The organism is Bartonella krasnovii (assembly GCF_003606345.3).
GTDB lineage: Bacteria > Pseudomonadota > Alphaproteobacteria > Rhizobiales > Rhizobiaceae > Bartonella > Bartonella krasnovii.
Map to the genome: position 1 here is coordinate 1,834,778 of NZ_CP031844.2, position 17,397 is coordinate 1,852,174.

The 17,397-nt window shown below is 39.6% G+C and carries 9 protein-coding genes and 2 pseudogenes; 7 read left to right on the top strand and 4 right to left on the bottom strand.

Translation table 11 applies throughout. From position 1 onward, the window contains the following. Positions 1–383: 383 nt before the first annotated feature. Entirely contained in the window at positions 384–1,037 is a 654-nt protein-coding gene (gene fsa / locus D1092_RS07910) for a fructose-6-phosphate aldolase (protein ID WP_120121314.1), read from the top strand. Here the strand turns inward: fsa and D1092_RS07915 are convergent. Continuing rightward, positions 1,034–1,648, bottom strand: coding sequence for an LPS assembly lipoprotein LptE (locus tag D1092_RS07915; RefSeq protein WP_120121315.1), 615 nt, complete (start codon positions 1,646–1,648; stop codon positions 1,034–1,036). The genes fsa and D1092_RS07915 overlap by 4 nt on opposite strands. Then, complete coding sequence (gene leuS / locus D1092_RS07920; protein ID WP_120121317.1) at positions 1,635–4,289, bottom strand: leucine--tRNA ligase; 2,655 nt, start codon at positions 4,287–4,289, stop codon at positions 1,635–1,637. The genes D1092_RS07915 and leuS overlap by 14 nt, the downstream gene beginning before the upstream one ends. A gap of 165 nt (positions 4,290–4,454) precedes the next feature. Here leuS and D1092_RS07925 point away from each other — a divergent pair, with 165 nt between their 5' ends. From D1092_RS07925 to D1092_RS07950, 6 genes and pseudogenes are all read left to right on the top strand, one after another. Then, positions 4,455–5,144 (top strand): YggS family pyridoxal phosphate-dependent enzyme, encoded by a 690-nt coding sequence (locus tag D1092_RS07925; protein ID WP_120121320.1) that lies wholly within the window; start codon positions 4,455–4,457, stop codon positions 5,142–5,144. 965 nt (positions 5,145–6,109) lie between these two features. Continuing rightward, positions 6,110–6,196 (top strand): annotated as a pseudogene (locus D1092_RS09955) (hypothetical protein); the annotation flags it as partial. A 706-nt stretch (positions 6,197–6,902) separates the two neighbouring features. Next, complete coding sequence (gene acs / locus D1092_RS07935) at positions 6,903–8,846, top strand: acetate--CoA ligase (protein ID WP_120121324.1); 1,944 nt, start codon at positions 6,903–6,905, stop codon at positions 8,844–8,846. A 454-nt stretch (positions 8,847–9,300) separates the two neighbouring features. Next, positions 9,301–9,960: a cell division ATP-binding protein FtsE gene (gene ftsE / locus D1092_RS07940; protein ID WP_012232498.1), complete on the top strand. Its 660-nt coding sequence runs from the start codon at positions 9,301–9,303 to the stop codon at positions 9,958–9,960. Continuing rightward, positions 9,953–10,906, top strand: a complete 954-nt coding sequence (locus D1092_RS07945) for a cell division protein FtsX (protein ID WP_120121326.1) — start codon at positions 9,953–9,955, stop codon at positions 10,904–10,906. Before ftsE ends, D1092_RS07945 begins: the two co-directional genes overlap by 8 nt. 4 nt (positions 10,907–10,910) lie before the next feature. After that, complete coding sequence (locus D1092_RS07950) at positions 10,911–11,573, top strand: YdcF family protein (protein ID WP_120122713.1); 663 nt, start codon at positions 10,911–10,913, stop codon at positions 11,571–11,573. 461 nt (positions 11,574–12,034) lie between these two features. Here the strand turns inward: D1092_RS07950 and D1092_RS07955 are convergent. Continuing rightward, positions 12,035–15,487: pseudogene (locus D1092_RS07955) on the bottom strand (type ISP restriction/modification enzyme); the annotation flags it as partial. Between the two features lie 172 nt (positions 15,488–15,659). Beyond that, complete coding sequence (locus D1092_RS07960; RefSeq protein WP_120121328.1) at positions 15,660–16,937, bottom strand: ubiquinone biosynthesis hydroxylase; 1,278 nt, start codon at positions 16,935–16,937, stop codon at positions 15,660–15,662. Between the last annotated feature and the right edge of the window lie 460 nt (positions 16,938–17,397).

The following is a 17,397-nucleotide window of genomic DNA, read 5'->3' on the forward strand; positions in this document are numbered from 1 at the left end:
GGAAAGCATCTTATAAAATTCTCAAATATCAAGAGCAATCACCAATGGAAAATGAGCAAGGGGTGTGACAATGCTCGCTTATTTTCATAAATATAAAGCAATCACTATGCAAAGATGCCACTACACAAAAATGCTCATGCACAATTCCTACGTCTTATGACAAGCAACGCCATGAAATAGACATAGAAAAAACATTAAATCTTTCTTTACAGAAAGCAAATGCAGATGAACACTATGGCATCTTTTTTTATTAGCATCATGGCATTTCTATTTTTATAGAGATATTCATTCTTCCTCTTGCTTTTGCTGTCAACAATAGCGCATAACAAAAAAGCAAGGCAAGACAAGATAAAATGTGAAAAGCTAAAAGGAAGAGGTTAGAGATGAAATTTTTTGTGGACAGCGCCAATATTGAAGAAATCCGAGAATTACAGAATTTAAGCCTTGTTGATGGTGTGACCACCAATCCCTCTCTTATCCTAAAATCAGGACGCAATATTCTTGAAGTGACAAAAGAAATTTGTTCTCTCGTTAGTGGGCTTGTTTCTGTTGAAGTTGCCGCAACAGAATTTGAAAACATCATGAAAGAAGCGGCTGTTTTAGCAAAAATTGCTGATAATATTTGCATCAAACTTCCTTTAACTCTAGATGGATTAAAAGCTTGTAAAGCCCTTACAGCAGAAGGACTAAAAACAAATCTCACCCTTTGTTTTTCTGCCAATCAAGCCCTACTTGCTGCCAAAGCAGGTGCAACCTTTGTTTCGCCTTTTATTGGAAGACTCGATGATTGCGGACTCAATGGAGGTGAACTCCTTCATGAAATTCGCACAATTTATGATAACTATAACTATAAAACACAAATCTTAGCCGCTTCAATCCGTACCGTTAACCATGTCAAAGAAGCAGCCCTAAGCGGTGCTGACGTTGCAACAGTTCCACCCGCAATCTTAAAAGCCCTCGTCAAACATCCGCTTACAGATAAAGGGTTACAAATATTTCTCAACGATTGGCAAAAAACAGGACAAAATATTGCCTAAGGACGAGAAGTTTTATTGGAAAGATCTCTAGAAAGTAACAAAAAAATCTGTTCAGCCAGCTCTTCTGCCACACGCTTTTTGGCATCTTCTTCTGCTTGCATCGTTGCATATTCTTGACGAAGTCGCTCAAAAGATGCGTTCATTATTGCTGTTCCTTTTGCAACAGGCCTATTTTTCATATCCTGCAAGGTATAGGAAGCTTTGCTCATAACAGTTCCAACAGAAGGTCGCCCCTTTCTCTTTTTCTCAAAATCAACTTCTATCTGCATCGATTCTCTTGTCAAGAAGGATATCTGCAATGCCAATTGATAAGCCGGTTGAGAAGGTTTACCCCCCTTTCCATACAACAAAAACAGCAGATGATTGCGCACCATTTGTCCAAAACGATCCGAAGGCTCTTCCACAACGATAGAGCTAAGCTTTTGTGCAAGCCCCAAAGAAGCTTGTTCAGAAATAGAATTCTGATACGCATGAGACCCCTCATAAACAGCAGAATTCATTGCCCTTAAACTCTGCGACTCTTGACGATAGAGCGGTTCAATTTTGCACCCATACAACAGTGTGCAGACACCCGCTAAAACGACAAGAATAAAACTTTTAAAGAACGACATTCACAATCCTTTGTGGAACAATAATGATTTTTTTCACCGGTTTTTCGCTCAGCTGCATCTGTACGAAATCTAAAGCCAAAACCGCTTCTCTAATCATCGTCTCATTCGCAGTTGCAGAAACGGTCACCTCACCGCGTTTTTTACCATTAATTTGCACCGGCAAAGTATAGCTTTCTTCAACGATTAATGCGGGATCATAAACAGGCCAAGCAAGTTCAGACATTAAAGTTTTCTCCCCTAAAGCCGCATGGCATTCTTCCGCTAAATGGGGCATGATCGGTGCAATCATGACAAGGAAAAAATCCATAGCTTGACGTAAAGCGGCTTTCATTTCATCCTCAACATCTGCCACCTTATTTAACAAAGGGGCCATAATATTCAAGAATTCATAAAGACGTGCAATAGCCCGATTAAAGGCAAATTTTTCTAAATCATCTTCGACAGCGTGGAGCGTGCGATGTGCAACCTTTGACAGATCCAAAGCCGCTCCCTGATGCCCTGCACAAGGGGCCACATCCTTTAAAACAGAAGCACTCAACGCCACATGGCGCCAAACACGCTGGACAAAGCGATGCGCGCCTTCAACACCCGATTCTGTCCAGATGACATCTCTTTCCGGCGGTGAATCAGACAACACAAACCAGCGCACCGTATCAGCGCCATAGGAGGCAATAATATCATCAGGATCAACAACATTCTTTTTTGATTTTGACATTTTCTCAATTAAACCAATCGTCACTTCGCTTTGATCGGTCAATTTATAAGCACACCGTTTTCCATCTTTTTCAACAATCGAAATTTCTGCTGGAGAAACCCACCCTTGATCATCGCGATAGGTTTCATGCACCACCATCCCTTGCGTAAAGAGCCCCTTAAAAGGCTCATCCACACTCACATGACCAACCAATTTCATAGCACGCATAAAGAAGCGCGCATAAAGAAGATGGAGAATCGCATGCTCAATTCCACCAATATATTGTTGCACAGGTAGCCATTCAGTGGTTGCTTGTTTTTCAACAGGTTCTGCGGCAAAAGGAGCCGTAAAGCGTGCATAATACCAAGAAGAATCCACAAAAGTATCCATGGTATCGGTTTCACGTTTGGCAGGTTGACCACAGGAAGGACAAGCAACTTCCTGCCACCTTTCATGCCGCGCAAGAGGATTACCCGGTTGATCAAAAGTAACATCATCAGGCAATATAACCGGCAAATCAGCCCGTGGTACAGGCACAACCCCACACGTTTTACAATGGATCATCGGAATAGGGCATCCCCAATAACGTTGACGCGAGATTCCCCAATCACGCAATCGAAATTGCACTGTTTTTTCCCCTTGTGGTTGCCCATTGAGCACTTGCCCCTCAAGCCTTTTAGCCACTTCTTCAAAGGCTTGTTGAGGTGTCAAACCATCCAAAAAGCGAGAATTAATAATCACCCCATCACCAACATAAGGTGTTTCAGCAATGACAAAATTTTCTGCTTGCTCTCCTTTTGGCAAAACCACTGGTTTTATCGGAAGATCATATTTACGCGCAAAATCAAAATCTCTCTGATCATGGGCTGGACAGCCAAAAACAGCCCCCGTTCCATAGTCCATCAACACAAAATTAGCGATATAAACGGGAATATGCACCGCCACATCAAAAGGATGCACCGCCACAAGCGATGTGCAAAACCCTTGTTTTTCCGCTGTTTCAAGAGCTGCTGTTGTCATTCCTCCACTCCGACAACTTTCAATAAAAGCCGCCAGGGCTTTGTCTTTTTTTGCAAGAGATTGTGCAATAGGATGATCAACAGACAGAGCCAAAAAGGAAGCACCAAACAAGGTATCAGGACGCGTTGAATAACAAACAACCTCATCAAAGGACTGACAAACATCATGAGTATCTCTTACATCATCAGCTGTTGCCTTTAAAGCCCAACGAATCAGCAAACCTTGGGATTTTCCAATCCAGTTTTTTTGCATTGTGCGCACTTTTTCCGGCCATTGATCCAGTTCTTCAAGTCCTGCCAAGAGATCTTCACTAAAGTCACTAATTTTGAAAAACCACTGGGTCAATTCACGTTGTTCCACCAACGCCCCAGAACGCCATCCCCTTCCATCCACAACCTGTTCATTGGCCAAAACAGTATGGTCAACGGGATCCCAATTGACCTTAGCCACTTTACGCGCCACCAACCCCTTTTGATAAAAATCAAGGAATAGCATTTGTTGGCGGTGGTAATAGTCCACATCACACGTTGCAAATTCACGCGCCCAATCGAGTGAAAGACCTAATTGCTTTAATTGTCCACGCATGACGGCAATATTTTCATAAGTCCACGTTTTAGGATGCACTTTACTTTGCAAAGCAGCATTTTCAGCCGGCATCCCAAAAGCATCCCAGCCCATAGGATGAAGCACATTAAAACCCTTCGCGCGTTTATAGCGTGCCACCACATCTCCCATAGCATAATTGCGCACATGCCCCATATGAATACGGCCTGATGGATAAGGAAACATCTCTAAAACATAATATTTTTTACGGCAATCTTCCCCTACAGTCTGAAAAATTTTCCTTTCATCCCAAATTTCTTGCCATTTTTTTTCTCGCGCACGTGGATTATAGCGTTCACCTATCTTATAATGCTCAATTGTCATTCCCATGGTACTCTTTTAATAAAACTAAACCAAAAACTTGTTTTATTATGCTTGACCATGGATTAACCTCATCGTCAACATTTTCGTGCAATATTTCCCTAAGTATTTTATAAAAATAACCAACCTTTGAATAAAACTTGAATAAAAACGGTAAAGCACAAAAATATGGATACACAAACGCTCCCCCAAGCTTCCTCCACTAAAGCATTGCAAAACCTTCAAAAAGACATTGCGACACTATGCCAAGAGCTACAACGCCCCGTGGAAGAAGTTGAACTTATTGCTGTTTCAAAAACTGTTTCTACTGATGATATACGTCCCCTTTTGCAAGCCGGTCACTCTCAATTTGCAGAAAATCGTGTGCAAGAAGCAACACAAAAATGGCTGGAGTTACGTCAACAATTTAAAAATATTAAACTTCATCTCATCGGTCCTCTACAATCCAATAAAGCCGCTGAAGCTGTTAAAATTTTTGATGTCATTCAAACGGTTGATCGTGAAAAAATAGCCAAAATTTTGGCAGAAGAAATGCAAAAACAACAAAAACATCTTCCCTGCTATGTTCAGGTCAATATTGGCTTAGAACCGCAAAAGAGTGGTGTTGCCCCGCAAGAAGTAATCCCTTTTGTTTCTCAATGCAAAAACAACTATGGGCTTGATATCATTGGTTTGATGGCCATCCCCCCTGTCGAGGAAAATCCTGGACCCTATTTCGCCCTCCTAGCAAAACTCGCCAAACAAGCCGCTCTTCCAAAGCTTTCCATGGGCATGTCTAATGACTTTAAAACAGCCCTACAATTTGGCTCGAATGTCCTTCGCATTGGCTCTGCTTTATTTGGCAAGCGCCCTGTATGAAGCTATTTTTCTTCATATAAATTCCCCTTAAAAACTTTACAAACAAACAAAAAACAACAGACATGAAAAATATTTCTCTCAAGCTCACTAAAAGCGCAACTCTAGTAGAAAAGTTCCCGTTTCTATTTCTCCCTATAAGATGAGACAAAGGAGCAAAAAACTGCTCTTCCTAAACTTCTCATCAGCACATCCTTAACCCATAACATGACTTCCACACAGCTCTGCTTTTCTTTTATATTCCCACACCTTAGCTCTACTTCGCCCCCTTCTGATCCCACGCTACCAAAAGCATCTTTAAAAAAGAGCTCCTGAATATAAAAACAAAATAATAATAATAATAGGTGCGTTGCGCATAAATGAAAAAAACTGTCGTGGAATAAATAATCGCAAAAGAACATTCAAAACGATTATCGTAATGGTTTCCATTAAAAAACACGAATTCTCTTAATTCCCTCAACACGCGTAAACAATTTCTCCACATACCAATAACGTAAAGTAGGCCAAAAGAAGCTTAGGTCTATCAACATAGCACTTCAATTCTCTTACTAAGTCACTTGAGCACAATAAGCACCTCAAATGCCAAAGCGAACATAAAAAAACAGTGCTAAACAACATGATAGCAATCATAAAGACAACGCAATAGCGTAGAGATTTTCTCCACACTGCAAGAAGCAAGAGGCAAGGTGTGACCAACAATCGCTAAAAAAGGCATTAACCCCATTCATACAGACAAACAATAACAACGCAACGGAGTTCAATTATAAATATGTTTAAAAGAAAATACCAGGTGCATACTTTTTCTAAATTTAAACTTTAATTAAGAAAAAGTATTGATACTATTCTTTATATTTTTAAAGTATTATAAATGATATGTTTATCTATACATAATATACTTATTAATTATAAAGTATTTTTATTTTTAAAATTTAATTTTGTGATACTGTTTTTAATATAGATAATTCAAGTTGGTGCCCATTGCACAAATTTTGCATAACACCGTGGGCATCGAAAGGGGCTTTATAACAACAGTCCATTCTTATACGGAGGAGAGAATTAAAACAGGCAGTTCAAGTTTATCACATGCTTCACATGGCACAACAAGTTTCTGGGGAGAATATAATACTGGTGGTTATATCTAGAGTTCAAGCAAAGCTGCACTGTTTGGTACTGATGCAACAGCGGTAGGCGTTGGATTGGCAAAAGTTGTTTTTCCCGAAGTATCAATACCTATAAAAAGTAGCTGTAACAGCAGCCTATAGAGTTGCAGGTCTTTTCTCTACAGCCAAGAAGTGCCATAAGTAAACTCAAGAAATATTATTTTAATTTGTAGATAATAACAAAGCGAGATATCTCTGAAGTTAATAGAATGAGAAACATCTATTTAAGGAGTATAGCAAAATAAATGTCTGATAGCTATGGATAAAATAGTTTTCAGAGATATTTATTATGAATTGCATCTTATAGTTATGATTTTATTATAAAAAAACACTCTCATTCTCCCTTCTTTTTTATATGATATTTTTTTATGTCTTTAATATTTTTATAAAAAGCTCTCTACCACAATAGGCTCTGCCGCATTTGAGCATCCTAAAGAAGCATAAAATACGCTATTCAATATTATCACATCAGATTTTAAAATTGACTATTCCAATCTTTGTCATTTAATCTACCCTAAAAATGAAAAGTTTATGGGGAAGTTTTGCCTAAAGATACCATGGCTCATTTTCTCTACAATAAATAAATGAAAAGAGGGAACTTATGTCTGAAAAAATTTATCCAATATCAGATGATATAAAAAAAAATGCTCTCATCAACGAGAAAACCTATCAACAGTGGTATCAAGAAAGCATCAATGATCCAGAAAGCTTTTGGGCAAAACATGGACAATGTATTGAATGGTTTAAACCTTTTACAAAAGTAAAAAATACGTCTTTTAATGATGATGTATCAATTAAATGGTACGAGGATGGAATAACAAATGTTGCCTATAATTGCATTGATCGCCACTTAAAAGCCCATGGAGATAAAATCGCTCTGATTTGGGAAGGAGATAATCCCTATCATGATAAAAAAATAACCTATAATGAGCTTTATGAACATGTTTGTCGTTTTGCCAATCTCTTAAAGAGCCGTGGCATTAAGAAAGGCGATAAAGTAACCATTTATCTTCCCATGATTCCTGAAGCTGCCTATGCCATGCTCGCCTGTGCCCGCATTGGTGCTGTTCATTCGGTTATTTTTGCAGGCTTTTCTCCTGAGGCGATAGCAGGACGCCTTGTTGACTGTGAATCAACCTTCATTATTACCGCTGATCACGGCTTGCGTGGTGGCAAAAGGATTAACTTAAAAGACAATGTTGACCATGCCATTGAGATTGCTGCCCGTCAAAATGTGTATGTTGATCAAGTCATGGTTATACGGCGAACTTGTGGACCAATTGATTGGGTAGAAGGACGTGATTTTTGGTACCATGAAGAAATCGTTGATACCAAAACAGACTGTCCAGCAGAACCCATGAATGCTGAAGATCCGCTTTTTATTCTTTATACTTCAGGCTCCACCGGCAAGCCCAAAGGTGTTTTACATACCACAGCGGGCTATCTTATTTATGCCGCGATGACCCACAAATATGTTTTTGATTATCATCTGGGTGAAGTTTACTGGTGTACAGCCGATATTGGTTGGATTACGGGACATTCTTATTTGGTTTATGGCCCTTTATGTAATGGCGCTACCACTTTAATGTTTGAAGGCACACCAACCTTTCCTGATAAGGGAAGATTTTGGGAAATTGTCGACAAACACCAAGTTAATATATTCTACACCGCGCCAACCGCTATCCGCGCCTTAATGGGAGCAGGAAATTCGTTTGTTGAACGCTCGAAAAGAACATCTTTACGTCTCTTAGGAACCGTAGGTGAACCGATTAATCCAGAGGCATGGGAATGGTTTTATCACACAATTGGGAATGGCCGTTGTCCTATTCTTGATACATGGTGGCAAACAGAAACAGGGGGCCATATGATCACACCTTTGCCTGGTGCAATACCCCTCAAAGCAGGATCAGCCACACGTCCTTTTTTTGGTGTTCACCCCCAAATCGTTGATGCTGAAGGCAATGTTTTAGAAGGTGAAGCAGAAGGCAATCTTTGTATCAGCGATTCATGGCCTGGACAAATGCGCACGCTCTATAAGGATCACGAGCGCTTTATTCAAACGTATTTTTCTACCTATAAAGGAAAATATTTTACAGGCGATGGCTGTAGACGCGATAGCGATGGTTATTATTGGATTACAGGACGGGTTGATGACATTCTCAATGTCTCAGGGCACAGGTTAGGAACTGCGGAAATTGAATCCGCCCTTGTTTTGCACCCTGCTGTATCAGAAGCCGCTATTGTTGGTTACCCACATCCTATTAAAGGACAAGGAATTTATAGTTTTGTCACTCTCATGGAAGGCAAAACATCCAGTGACCAATTGCGGAAAGAGCTTATTCAACATGTCAGAAAGGAAATAGGCTCCATTGCCATCTTGGATAAAGTTCAGTTTGCTCCGCAACTTCCCAAAACGCGATCAGGAAAAATTATGAGACGTATTTTACGCAAAATTGCTGAAAATAATTTCGATAATTTAGGAGATACTTCAACCCTTGCCGAACCACAAGTTGTCGAAGATCTGATTGCCAATCGACAAGATTAAGGAAAGGCGACAAAATACAACATACGGTGTTTTTTGTTTTTTGCGCAAATATCTCGGCATTGTTATGAAAACCACTGATGAAAAGAAAAAATTCCAAATGGGAATATGCATTTGAATAAAAAAATGAGATAAAAAGAACAACTGAGCTTTTTAAATTGCCTTTTTAATGGCTTCATACCCACTCAATGCAAAAAAGTCTCTGGAGAAGAAGGAAAGATAGTTCTGATGTTTATACTAGAATCACTTTGAATTTCCTGCTAAAATCATAAATAAAGAGAGAAAGAGCAAGTATAAATAATAATATTTTTGAGCAAGAATATTTATCGATAACAAAAGCGCAGAAAAAACCATGAAATTTAAAATGAACAAGCTTACAGCAAAAGCCTAAGGCAATGAAAAGGAAAAAATTTTTAGAATAAATGCTACAAGATAAAATCAGGAGTAAGAACAAAAAGTGATTCATTTTGAAAATGTTGGTCTGCGCTATGGAATGGGCCCAGAGGTCCTTCGCGATATCAGCTTTCATATTCCTGCTGGCTCATTTCAATTTCTCACGGGGGCCTCTGGGGCGGGTAAAACATCATTGATGCGTTTGATGTTTTTGGCACTCAAACCAACGCGTGGTCATATTGATTTATTTGGAACAGACACAGCTTTACTCAAACGACAAGAGCTCCCAGCTCTGCGACAACGTATTGGTGTGGTTTTTCAAGATTTTCGTCTCCTTGACCATATGACCACTTATGAAAATGTCTCTTTGCCCTTACGCATTAAAGGGCAAGAAGAAGCAACCTACCGCAGTGAAGTAGAAGATCTTCTCTGTTGGGTAGGTCTTGGGGATCATATTCATGTTTTACCACCGGTTCTTTCCGGTGGGGAAAAACAAAGAGTCGCCATTGCGCGCGCGCTTATTGATCAACCTGAAATTCTTCTTGCGGATGAACCAACAGGAAATGTCGATCCGCCCTTAGCAAAACGTCTGCTACGTTTGTTTATTGAATTAAACCGTTTTGGAACGGCTGTCATCATTGCCACCCATGATATCGCCTTAATGGAACAAGTTGCAGCACGACGTATGCTTCTCCATAATGGACGGATGACGATTCATGAATAAATTGTTTTCTATTTTTACCGGCAATAAAAAAAACACAACGGCGATTATTCCCAGTAGCAACATTTCTGGGCAAGCGCTGGTTGCCGTGATTGCTATTATGACATTTCTCTCAAGCCTCACCTTAATTGGTGTTGATTTAATCCAGCGCTCTGCCAAAAATTGGAGCAATCAAATTAGCTATGAAGCCACAATACAAATACGCCCCATTGACAATGTTGATATCAACAAAGCACTTCATGATGCAGTAACATTGGTTAAAACCTTTTCTGGTGTACAAGATGCAAAAATTGTTGACCAAAACGCCACTGAAAAGTTACTCGAACCATGGCTTGGAACAGGTTTTAATTTGAACGAATTGCCCCTTCCCCGCCTTATCATTGTCACCTTAAAAGAAGATGAAACAATCAATTTTGCCGCTATTAATCATGCCATTAAAACTCAAATTCCAGGCGGTCAATTTGATGATCACCGTGTTTGGGTCCATCGTTTTGCAACCATGGCATACACCACTGTTTTCATTGGTTTTTTAATTTTAGCATTGGTTTTAGGCTCTCTTATCCTCACCATCATTTTTGCCACGCGCAATGCATTGGCAGAAAATGCCCATATTATTAATGTTTTATATTTCCTTGGTACTGAAACTCTTTTCATTGCGCGTCAATTTGACTGGCATTTTTTTAAAACTGCACTGCGCGGTGCTTTATATGGTGGTCTTACAAGTATATTTCTGTTTTCGTCCTTTTGTCTTTGGACAAATTATAACTTAGGAAGAGCAGAAGCCAGCCAAGTAACCGCTTTATTTGGACATATTTCCATAAATTCCATTCCTTATGGAAAAATTATTCTTCTTATTATTTTTGTTTCTTTTCTCACCACTTTGACAAACCGCATGACTATTTTAGCGCAGCTGAAAAAAATTGATCAATGTGAAAACGGTTTATTTTAATTTTATGACTCACAACAGCTCCAACTCATTGACTCAAAACAATTTAGAACGTCCTATTTCAAAACAGCCCCACCATAGCTGGTCTCTCCGCTACTTATTTCGCTATTTTCCACCCACAACTCTTATTCTTGCGGTCATTATTTTCATTTTTTGGGGTGGTTTTATTATTTTTTCTGAAAAAACTGAACAGCTTTTTCCCCCAACGCCTCTTCCCAAAGCCGATGCCATCATCGTGCTTACAGGCGGAGAACACCGAATAGAAACAGGACTTCATCTCTTACAAAAAGGGCTTGGTTCACGACTTCTCATCAGTGGTGTAAACACCTCAACCAATCTAAAGGGTTTTATGCATAATATGCATATTAGCCCACAGCTTATCTCCTGTTGTATTGATATTGGGCATCAAGCAATTAACACCAGAGGAAACGCCGAAGAAAGTGCCGCTTGGATTAAAAAGCACCACTATAAAACCCTTTATATCGTCACCCATGATTACCACATATGGCGCTCAATGCGTGAACTTAAATATCTCATGCCCGATATCCATTTCATTGCTTATCCTGTAAAGAGCAAAGCTGAAAATACAATACAACAGATCAAGCAAGCCCGCATTCTTATCGTCCAATATATTAAAACGCTCCAAGTCTATATCAGAACCGCCTTCTGATTTCCCTCTGATCCTTTATCCTGGAACCCTTAAACCTTACCACCTTCTAACCACTTCCTAGTGTCTTCTCCATACCCTTTCACACGGGATTCCTTCATAAAGGTTTGACAAACAAATCCTCATGCCAAGCAAACGCCCCAATACACTTATGCATTCATTACAACACATTGATTTATAATAATCATTTACCATAATTTATTTTAAATAAGAGTTTTAAATACCGTAAGATTCTCGCACTTGAAATTTATTCTCTGTTGAATCAATCAAAACTGTTTTGTTACACATCACAAGAAAAGAGAACCTGCATGGCATAAAACTGTCCCAAAACAGCATGCCTCTTATGAAAAATCTCAAGTGCCAAAGGCTTATCGCAAAATTGGGGACAGTGGATAATGGTGTCGGCTTGGATTACGCTCCCTTAAAGAAGAGTGTTTTACCACTGTCCCCTAAAGACTCTCATTTTACCGCACAATGGACAACTGAACCTTTTCAGTTTCTCGCACTTCCAATTTTGGAAGATTACGCACAATTTTCATGGTTTCTAAACTGACCGTAATAACCCGTTGAAACAATTCCAAAGGATAGGCTGGATTACCCACCGTCTCAACAGCATAACGATTAGCATCATTCACAATCCCACTCGCTTTATCCGTTTTGACAATCTGCCGCTCCATCACCCATTCAAGAGCAGGTTTACCACTCACCACATATTCATATGCTTCAAGAGGAATATTTTGCATGGTAATATTGCTATTATAAACCACGGTGCTTTTATCAATAGCACCGCGCTTACCCGCAAATTTCATCGCTTGAACACGATAAAAACTCTCCGCGTCAGAAATCACCCAAGTTTTTGGATCCCCTTGTTTATAGGTCACCGGATAGGGCTCAACCTCTTCGTAATTCATATGCAAATCACCAAGCTTTCGACCCGCTGTCACAAAAGCCCAAAAGTCTTCTACTTTTTTAACCGTTGGAATCCGTGGCAATTCTTTAGACAGATTATGCGCATAACGCTTGCGATAATCCTCAGAATGCAAAATCCCATAAACATAATAAAACAAATCATCTTTTGTAATCATTTCACCAGGATAGGCTTCTTTAAAATATGCCAACCCTTCATCGGTGAGTGCATCACGCCGCTTCCAACCAGCTTTTTTACCTTCCTCTGCAAGATTGGAAAACAAATGAGATTGGTTATCTTCTTTCTCTTTTGACATCACAGTATTTTTGTAAAAATACCGCGGAAAACATTGTCCATTATCTATTGCATAGTAATCCGGTAAACTTTTAGTCATCAAGACAGAAAAACCGCTTCTTGCTCCTACAGAAGAAATTTGTATGACTCTATTTTTAAAAACTTCTTCTATCGGAAACATATATGGTATTTGACAGACTGCCTCATTGAAAATGCGATTATAATAAAGCCATTGTCGCGTAAAGGGACGATACAAGCTTTGAGTAAGACATGTATCTTCAAACTCAAAAAAATTTCCCCTAACTAACTGTTGTTTAATTTTAAGGCTCCAACTAATTTTTTTTGCATCCGTGTTAACAAAATCGTCTACAGCACCTATACGTATTTTTCGATCAAAATGCTCATAAGTATTATTAAAACGCTCTACTTCACCGTCATAAAAAGCAATCATATTGCTCATATTGTTTGCTAAAGCTTTACGACTTGAATTATATGCCCAAGCATCACGATTAGTTTTAAGTCCACAAGAAAAGTTTTCAAAGAGCTTTTTAACAGAACCCTTCTTCTTACCTAAGGCTAGAAATTTTTCAAAATCACTGTTGCGCTGATCCAACCAATCGCCATACTCATCTGGCGAAATCATTTGCCAGCCTTGTTCGCACTTTATACCGCTAACACTGCCCAATCTCTGAATTTCATGCAGTTTCTCTTTTGTCGTGAGGTTATTGCCAATATCATGATAATAAATTTTACAAGGTCCTGTGGCATTGGGATTTTTGATAAACAGCGTCACCGCAATTCCTGTCATGCTTCCACTACCGAAAACATTTTGCCCTTCTTGAGCACGCCCTTTACTCAACATATTCTTGCGAATATCACCCCGCAAATTGAGAACATAAATGTTTGAGAATTCTTTGGCTAAAGACTTTCGTAAACCATCCATTGTTGGTTTTTCTATAAAACTCGAACCAGAAACAAAGCCAATAATACCGCAGTCTTTTATACGATCACTCGCCCAGCGAATAGCACGAATGTAACTATCATAAAGCGCTTGCATAAGACTCGCACTAGATTGAGCAGCATAAGTTTCACGGATACAAAAGTCCAATTTAGGATAGCCAATATTTTTCGCATTGTCATTTGCACTTTTTTGTCCAGAAGAATAAGGAGGGTTGCCCACGATAACACGAATATCCAGCTCCTTCTGGCGTGACCTGCGGGTGCTATTATCCTCTAGCAAATGACTGACCAGATCTTTATCTTGCTCATAAAGTTGGAATGTATCGGTCAGACAAATTCCTTCAAAGGGAACATAATCCCCCCCCATCAACCCATGATAAGTCGTCTCAATATTAATGGCTGTGATATAATAAGCCAGTAAAACAATCTCATTGGCATGAATTTCATGACAAAATTTGTGTTTCATTTCTTCTGGTTTGATCAAGCCTGATTGCAAAAGCCGTGTGATAAAAGTCCCCGTTCCGGTAAAGGGATCCATGATGTGCACCCCCGAAGAACCAAGCGTTTGGCCAAATTCTTGTTTTAACACATCATTGACAGAATGAAGGATAAAATCCACCACTTCAACGGGCGTATAAACAATGCCGAGTTTTTCGACCGTTCGTGGAAAAGCATAACGAAAAAATTTATCGTAAAGCTCTACAATTAACCTCTGCTTTGCTTGTGGATCGGTAATACCACTGGCGCGTAATTTTACACTGGCATAAAATTTCTCAAGATCTTTGGATTCCTTATCAAGATTGGCTTCATCAAGCACATCAAGCATCTGTTGCATAGCACGCGAGACAGGATTTTCACGCGTAAACTGATAGCCTTCAAACAACACCTGAAAAACAGGACGCGTAATGATATGTTGTGCCAACATCTCAATCGCATCAGCCTCTGTAATCGTATTGTTTAAATCATCACGCAGTTCTGCTAAAAACTGGTTAAAGGCTTGACGTGCCCTCGTGTCTGGTTCTGCCAGAATACCTGTTAAGCGCGTGATATGGTTTTTGGCAATCTCCGCAATATTGCTCGCCCAGTCCTCCCAATAATCACGCGTCCCACATTTTTTGACGATCTTCGCCATAATGGCACGCGAAAGCTCATCCACAGAGAAGGAAAGTTGCCCTTTGTTCTCATCTATAAAAAGCAAATCACGCTCAGGACTTCCAATGCCCGATCGTGCCGGTTGTGAGCGGACCGGAAGATTGTCGATAACAGCCGTCACAGCTTGTAACTCAGTACTCTGTGTCACCCCAATAATCTCAATCACATTGCTGATATCTTGCCCCAAGGATGCCTTATTAATCGTCGCATCAAAACGATCATCATGGGCGCGCAAAGCATTTAAAATTTGCCAAACAACCCGATATTTATCATTGTTGTTTAAAGCCTGTTCCACTGGAATATCAAAAGGAACACCAATAGGCAAAATGACATACCCCATCTTTTTGCCTTCACTGCGACGCATCACCCGCCCAACCGCTTGCACAACATCAATCTGACTCTTGCGTGGATTTAAAAACATAATCGCATCAAGAGCTGGAACATCCACCCCCTCCGACAAACAACGAGCATTGGTCAAAATACGACAAACCTCATCACCGCTCTCTTCTTTCAACCAATCAAGCAGTGCACCACGATCCTTGGCATTAAAAGTACCATCAACATGTTCAACTTCACATTGGAGAAATGGCTCAGTTTCCGCACTCCCTTGAAGACTTGTTTTTTACTCTATGGCTAAATGAAATACGAGAAGGAAAAATTAAGGGAAACGTACGTGGCAAGAATCTGGGCTGTTTATGGACCGAATTGAATAGAAGTCTTTGCTTTTTGTGAGGGAGGAAAGAAGCCAAAGGTTGTAAAAAGAAAAAGGGTATGAATTAAAGCGGAAAACCGTTTAGGAGACGGGGCGCATTTGGGGTAAGGCCAGCAGCTTCTTGAATGAAATATTTTTTTATTTTGGGCGCTTGATTGATAATTCCAAGACCGGTATCGCGAAGCATCCGTAAGAGAAGGTTATCGTTCGAAAAAAGTTTATTAAGCCAATCATTGCTTAAAGCCATACGGACAATTTCAAAACGTCTCCAGCTTTGATAGCGCTCTAAAGCGATGAGGGAGCCAATGTCAAGACCTAATCGTGCTGTTTCAATAATCACTTCAGCAAGAGCAGCGCTATCACGTAATCCTAAATTGAGTCCTTGTCCTGCGATGGGGTGGATGGTATGGGCAGCATCGCCAACGAGCGCAAAACGGGGCTTAATACATTGACGTGTTAAAGAAAGTTTTAAGGGGAAAGCTTGACGTTCGCCATTCCAAGAGAGTTTTCCTAATCGATGACCAATACGTCTTTCGAGCTCTGTTTCAAAAATAAGTGCATCAGCTTTGAGGTAATATTGTGCGGTTTTATGATCTTCATTCCATACAATGGCGGATCGGTTGCCTTTTAGAGGGAGAAGAGCGAAAGGGCCGGCCGGTAAAAAATGTTGAATTGCTTGACCATTATGTGGTTTTTCATGTTCAACTGTGCAGATGATTGCTGTTTGTTTATAGGGGTGAGCAAAGTTTTTAAGACCTGCTTTTTGGCGTAATGTCGAGTGGGCACCATTGGCTGCAATAAGCAATTTTGTTTGCCAAGCCTCTTCATTATCTAAAGTGACAGTTGTGTGTTGGTTATCTTGATGAAAATCAACGACACGTGTGTTTGTGATAACAGGAATATTGAGATCTTTGACACGTTTTTTTAAAGTATTGATCAGTTCTCGATGCTCTACCATCGTTGCAAAGGGTTCACCAGGGGTAATATCGCCTTCAAAGGTTAAAAGAGTGGGTTTAACCGGATCATTTGTGCTTGTATCTGTGATGATCATTGAGTGAATGGGTTGTGCATAGGGTTTGATAGAGTCCCAACATTGTAGTTGTTTTAACATGCGAACAGAAGCAGCAGCAAGGGCAATGGTTCGTATGTTAGAAGCAGGAATATCTCCTTGTGGAGCAGCATCAACGATTTTTATTTTCAGATCAGGAGCCGTTTGCTTGAGTGCTATTGCCAGTGTTGAACCGACAACCGCTCCCCCAGCAATGAGAAGATCACATTGTTTGATTTTATGAGATTTTATTTTCTTATGGGGTTTTATATCTTTATGGCGATTAGAATACACAATGCTTTTTCCATTATTTACGGGGCTTCTTCTATTGCTTAAAGCTTGCTTGCTGTTAAAAAGAATATTTTTCTTTTAACTTATCTACACTATTTTGATTTTTACTTTTTCCCCTATTTTACAAAGAAGAGACTTCTCTTTGAAAGAAGTATCTTTTTGGTGTCAACCTGATGATAAATCAGTGTTTTAGAGTGCTTTTGTTTTACTTGTGTGACTCACTTTACAGATTTACCGGATCAGTTTTTTTAATGTTTTCTCCAATTCCTTTTACACTTGATTGATAGAAAAGAAAACTAAAATTAGATAAAGATGAGAATGTATTTTTAAATTTGTATGAATGTCCTTTAAGAGGCTTGTTCTAAAAGGGTACATTGAGGATGATAGATAAAAATAGTGTTCATTTGTGATGGTTAAAACGGTATTAATGTTTTACTGTTAGCATGGTGTAACATAACCTTCT

Bases quoted from the DNA above. Each gene is read 5' to 3' on its own strand.
- acs (WP_120121324.1), top strand. From the start codon at position 6,903: ATGTCTGAAAAAATTTATCCAATATCAGATGATATAAAAAAAAATGCT.
- D1092_RS07915 (WP_120121315.1), bottom strand. From the start codon at position 1,648: ATGTCGTTCTTTAAAAGTTTTATTCTTGTCGTTTTAGCGGGTGTCTGC.
- fsa (WP_120121314.1), top strand. From the start codon at position 384: ATGAAATTTTTTGTGGACAGCGCCAATATTGAAGAAATCCGAGAATTA.
- D1092_RS07925 (WP_120121320.1), top strand. From the start codon at position 4,455: ATGGATACACAAACGCTCCCCCAAGCTTCCTCCACTAAAGCATTGCAA.
- D1092_RS07945 (WP_120121326.1), top strand. From the start codon at position 9,953: ATGAATAAATTGTTTTCTATTTTTACCGGCAATAAAAAAAACACAACG.
- D1092_RS07950 (WP_120122713.1), top strand. From the start codon at position 10,911: ATGACTCACAACAGCTCCAACTCATTGACTCAAAACAATTTAGAACGT.
- leuS (WP_120121317.1), bottom strand. From the start codon at position 4,289: ATGACAATTGAGCATTATAAGATAGGTGAACGCTATAATCCACGTGCG.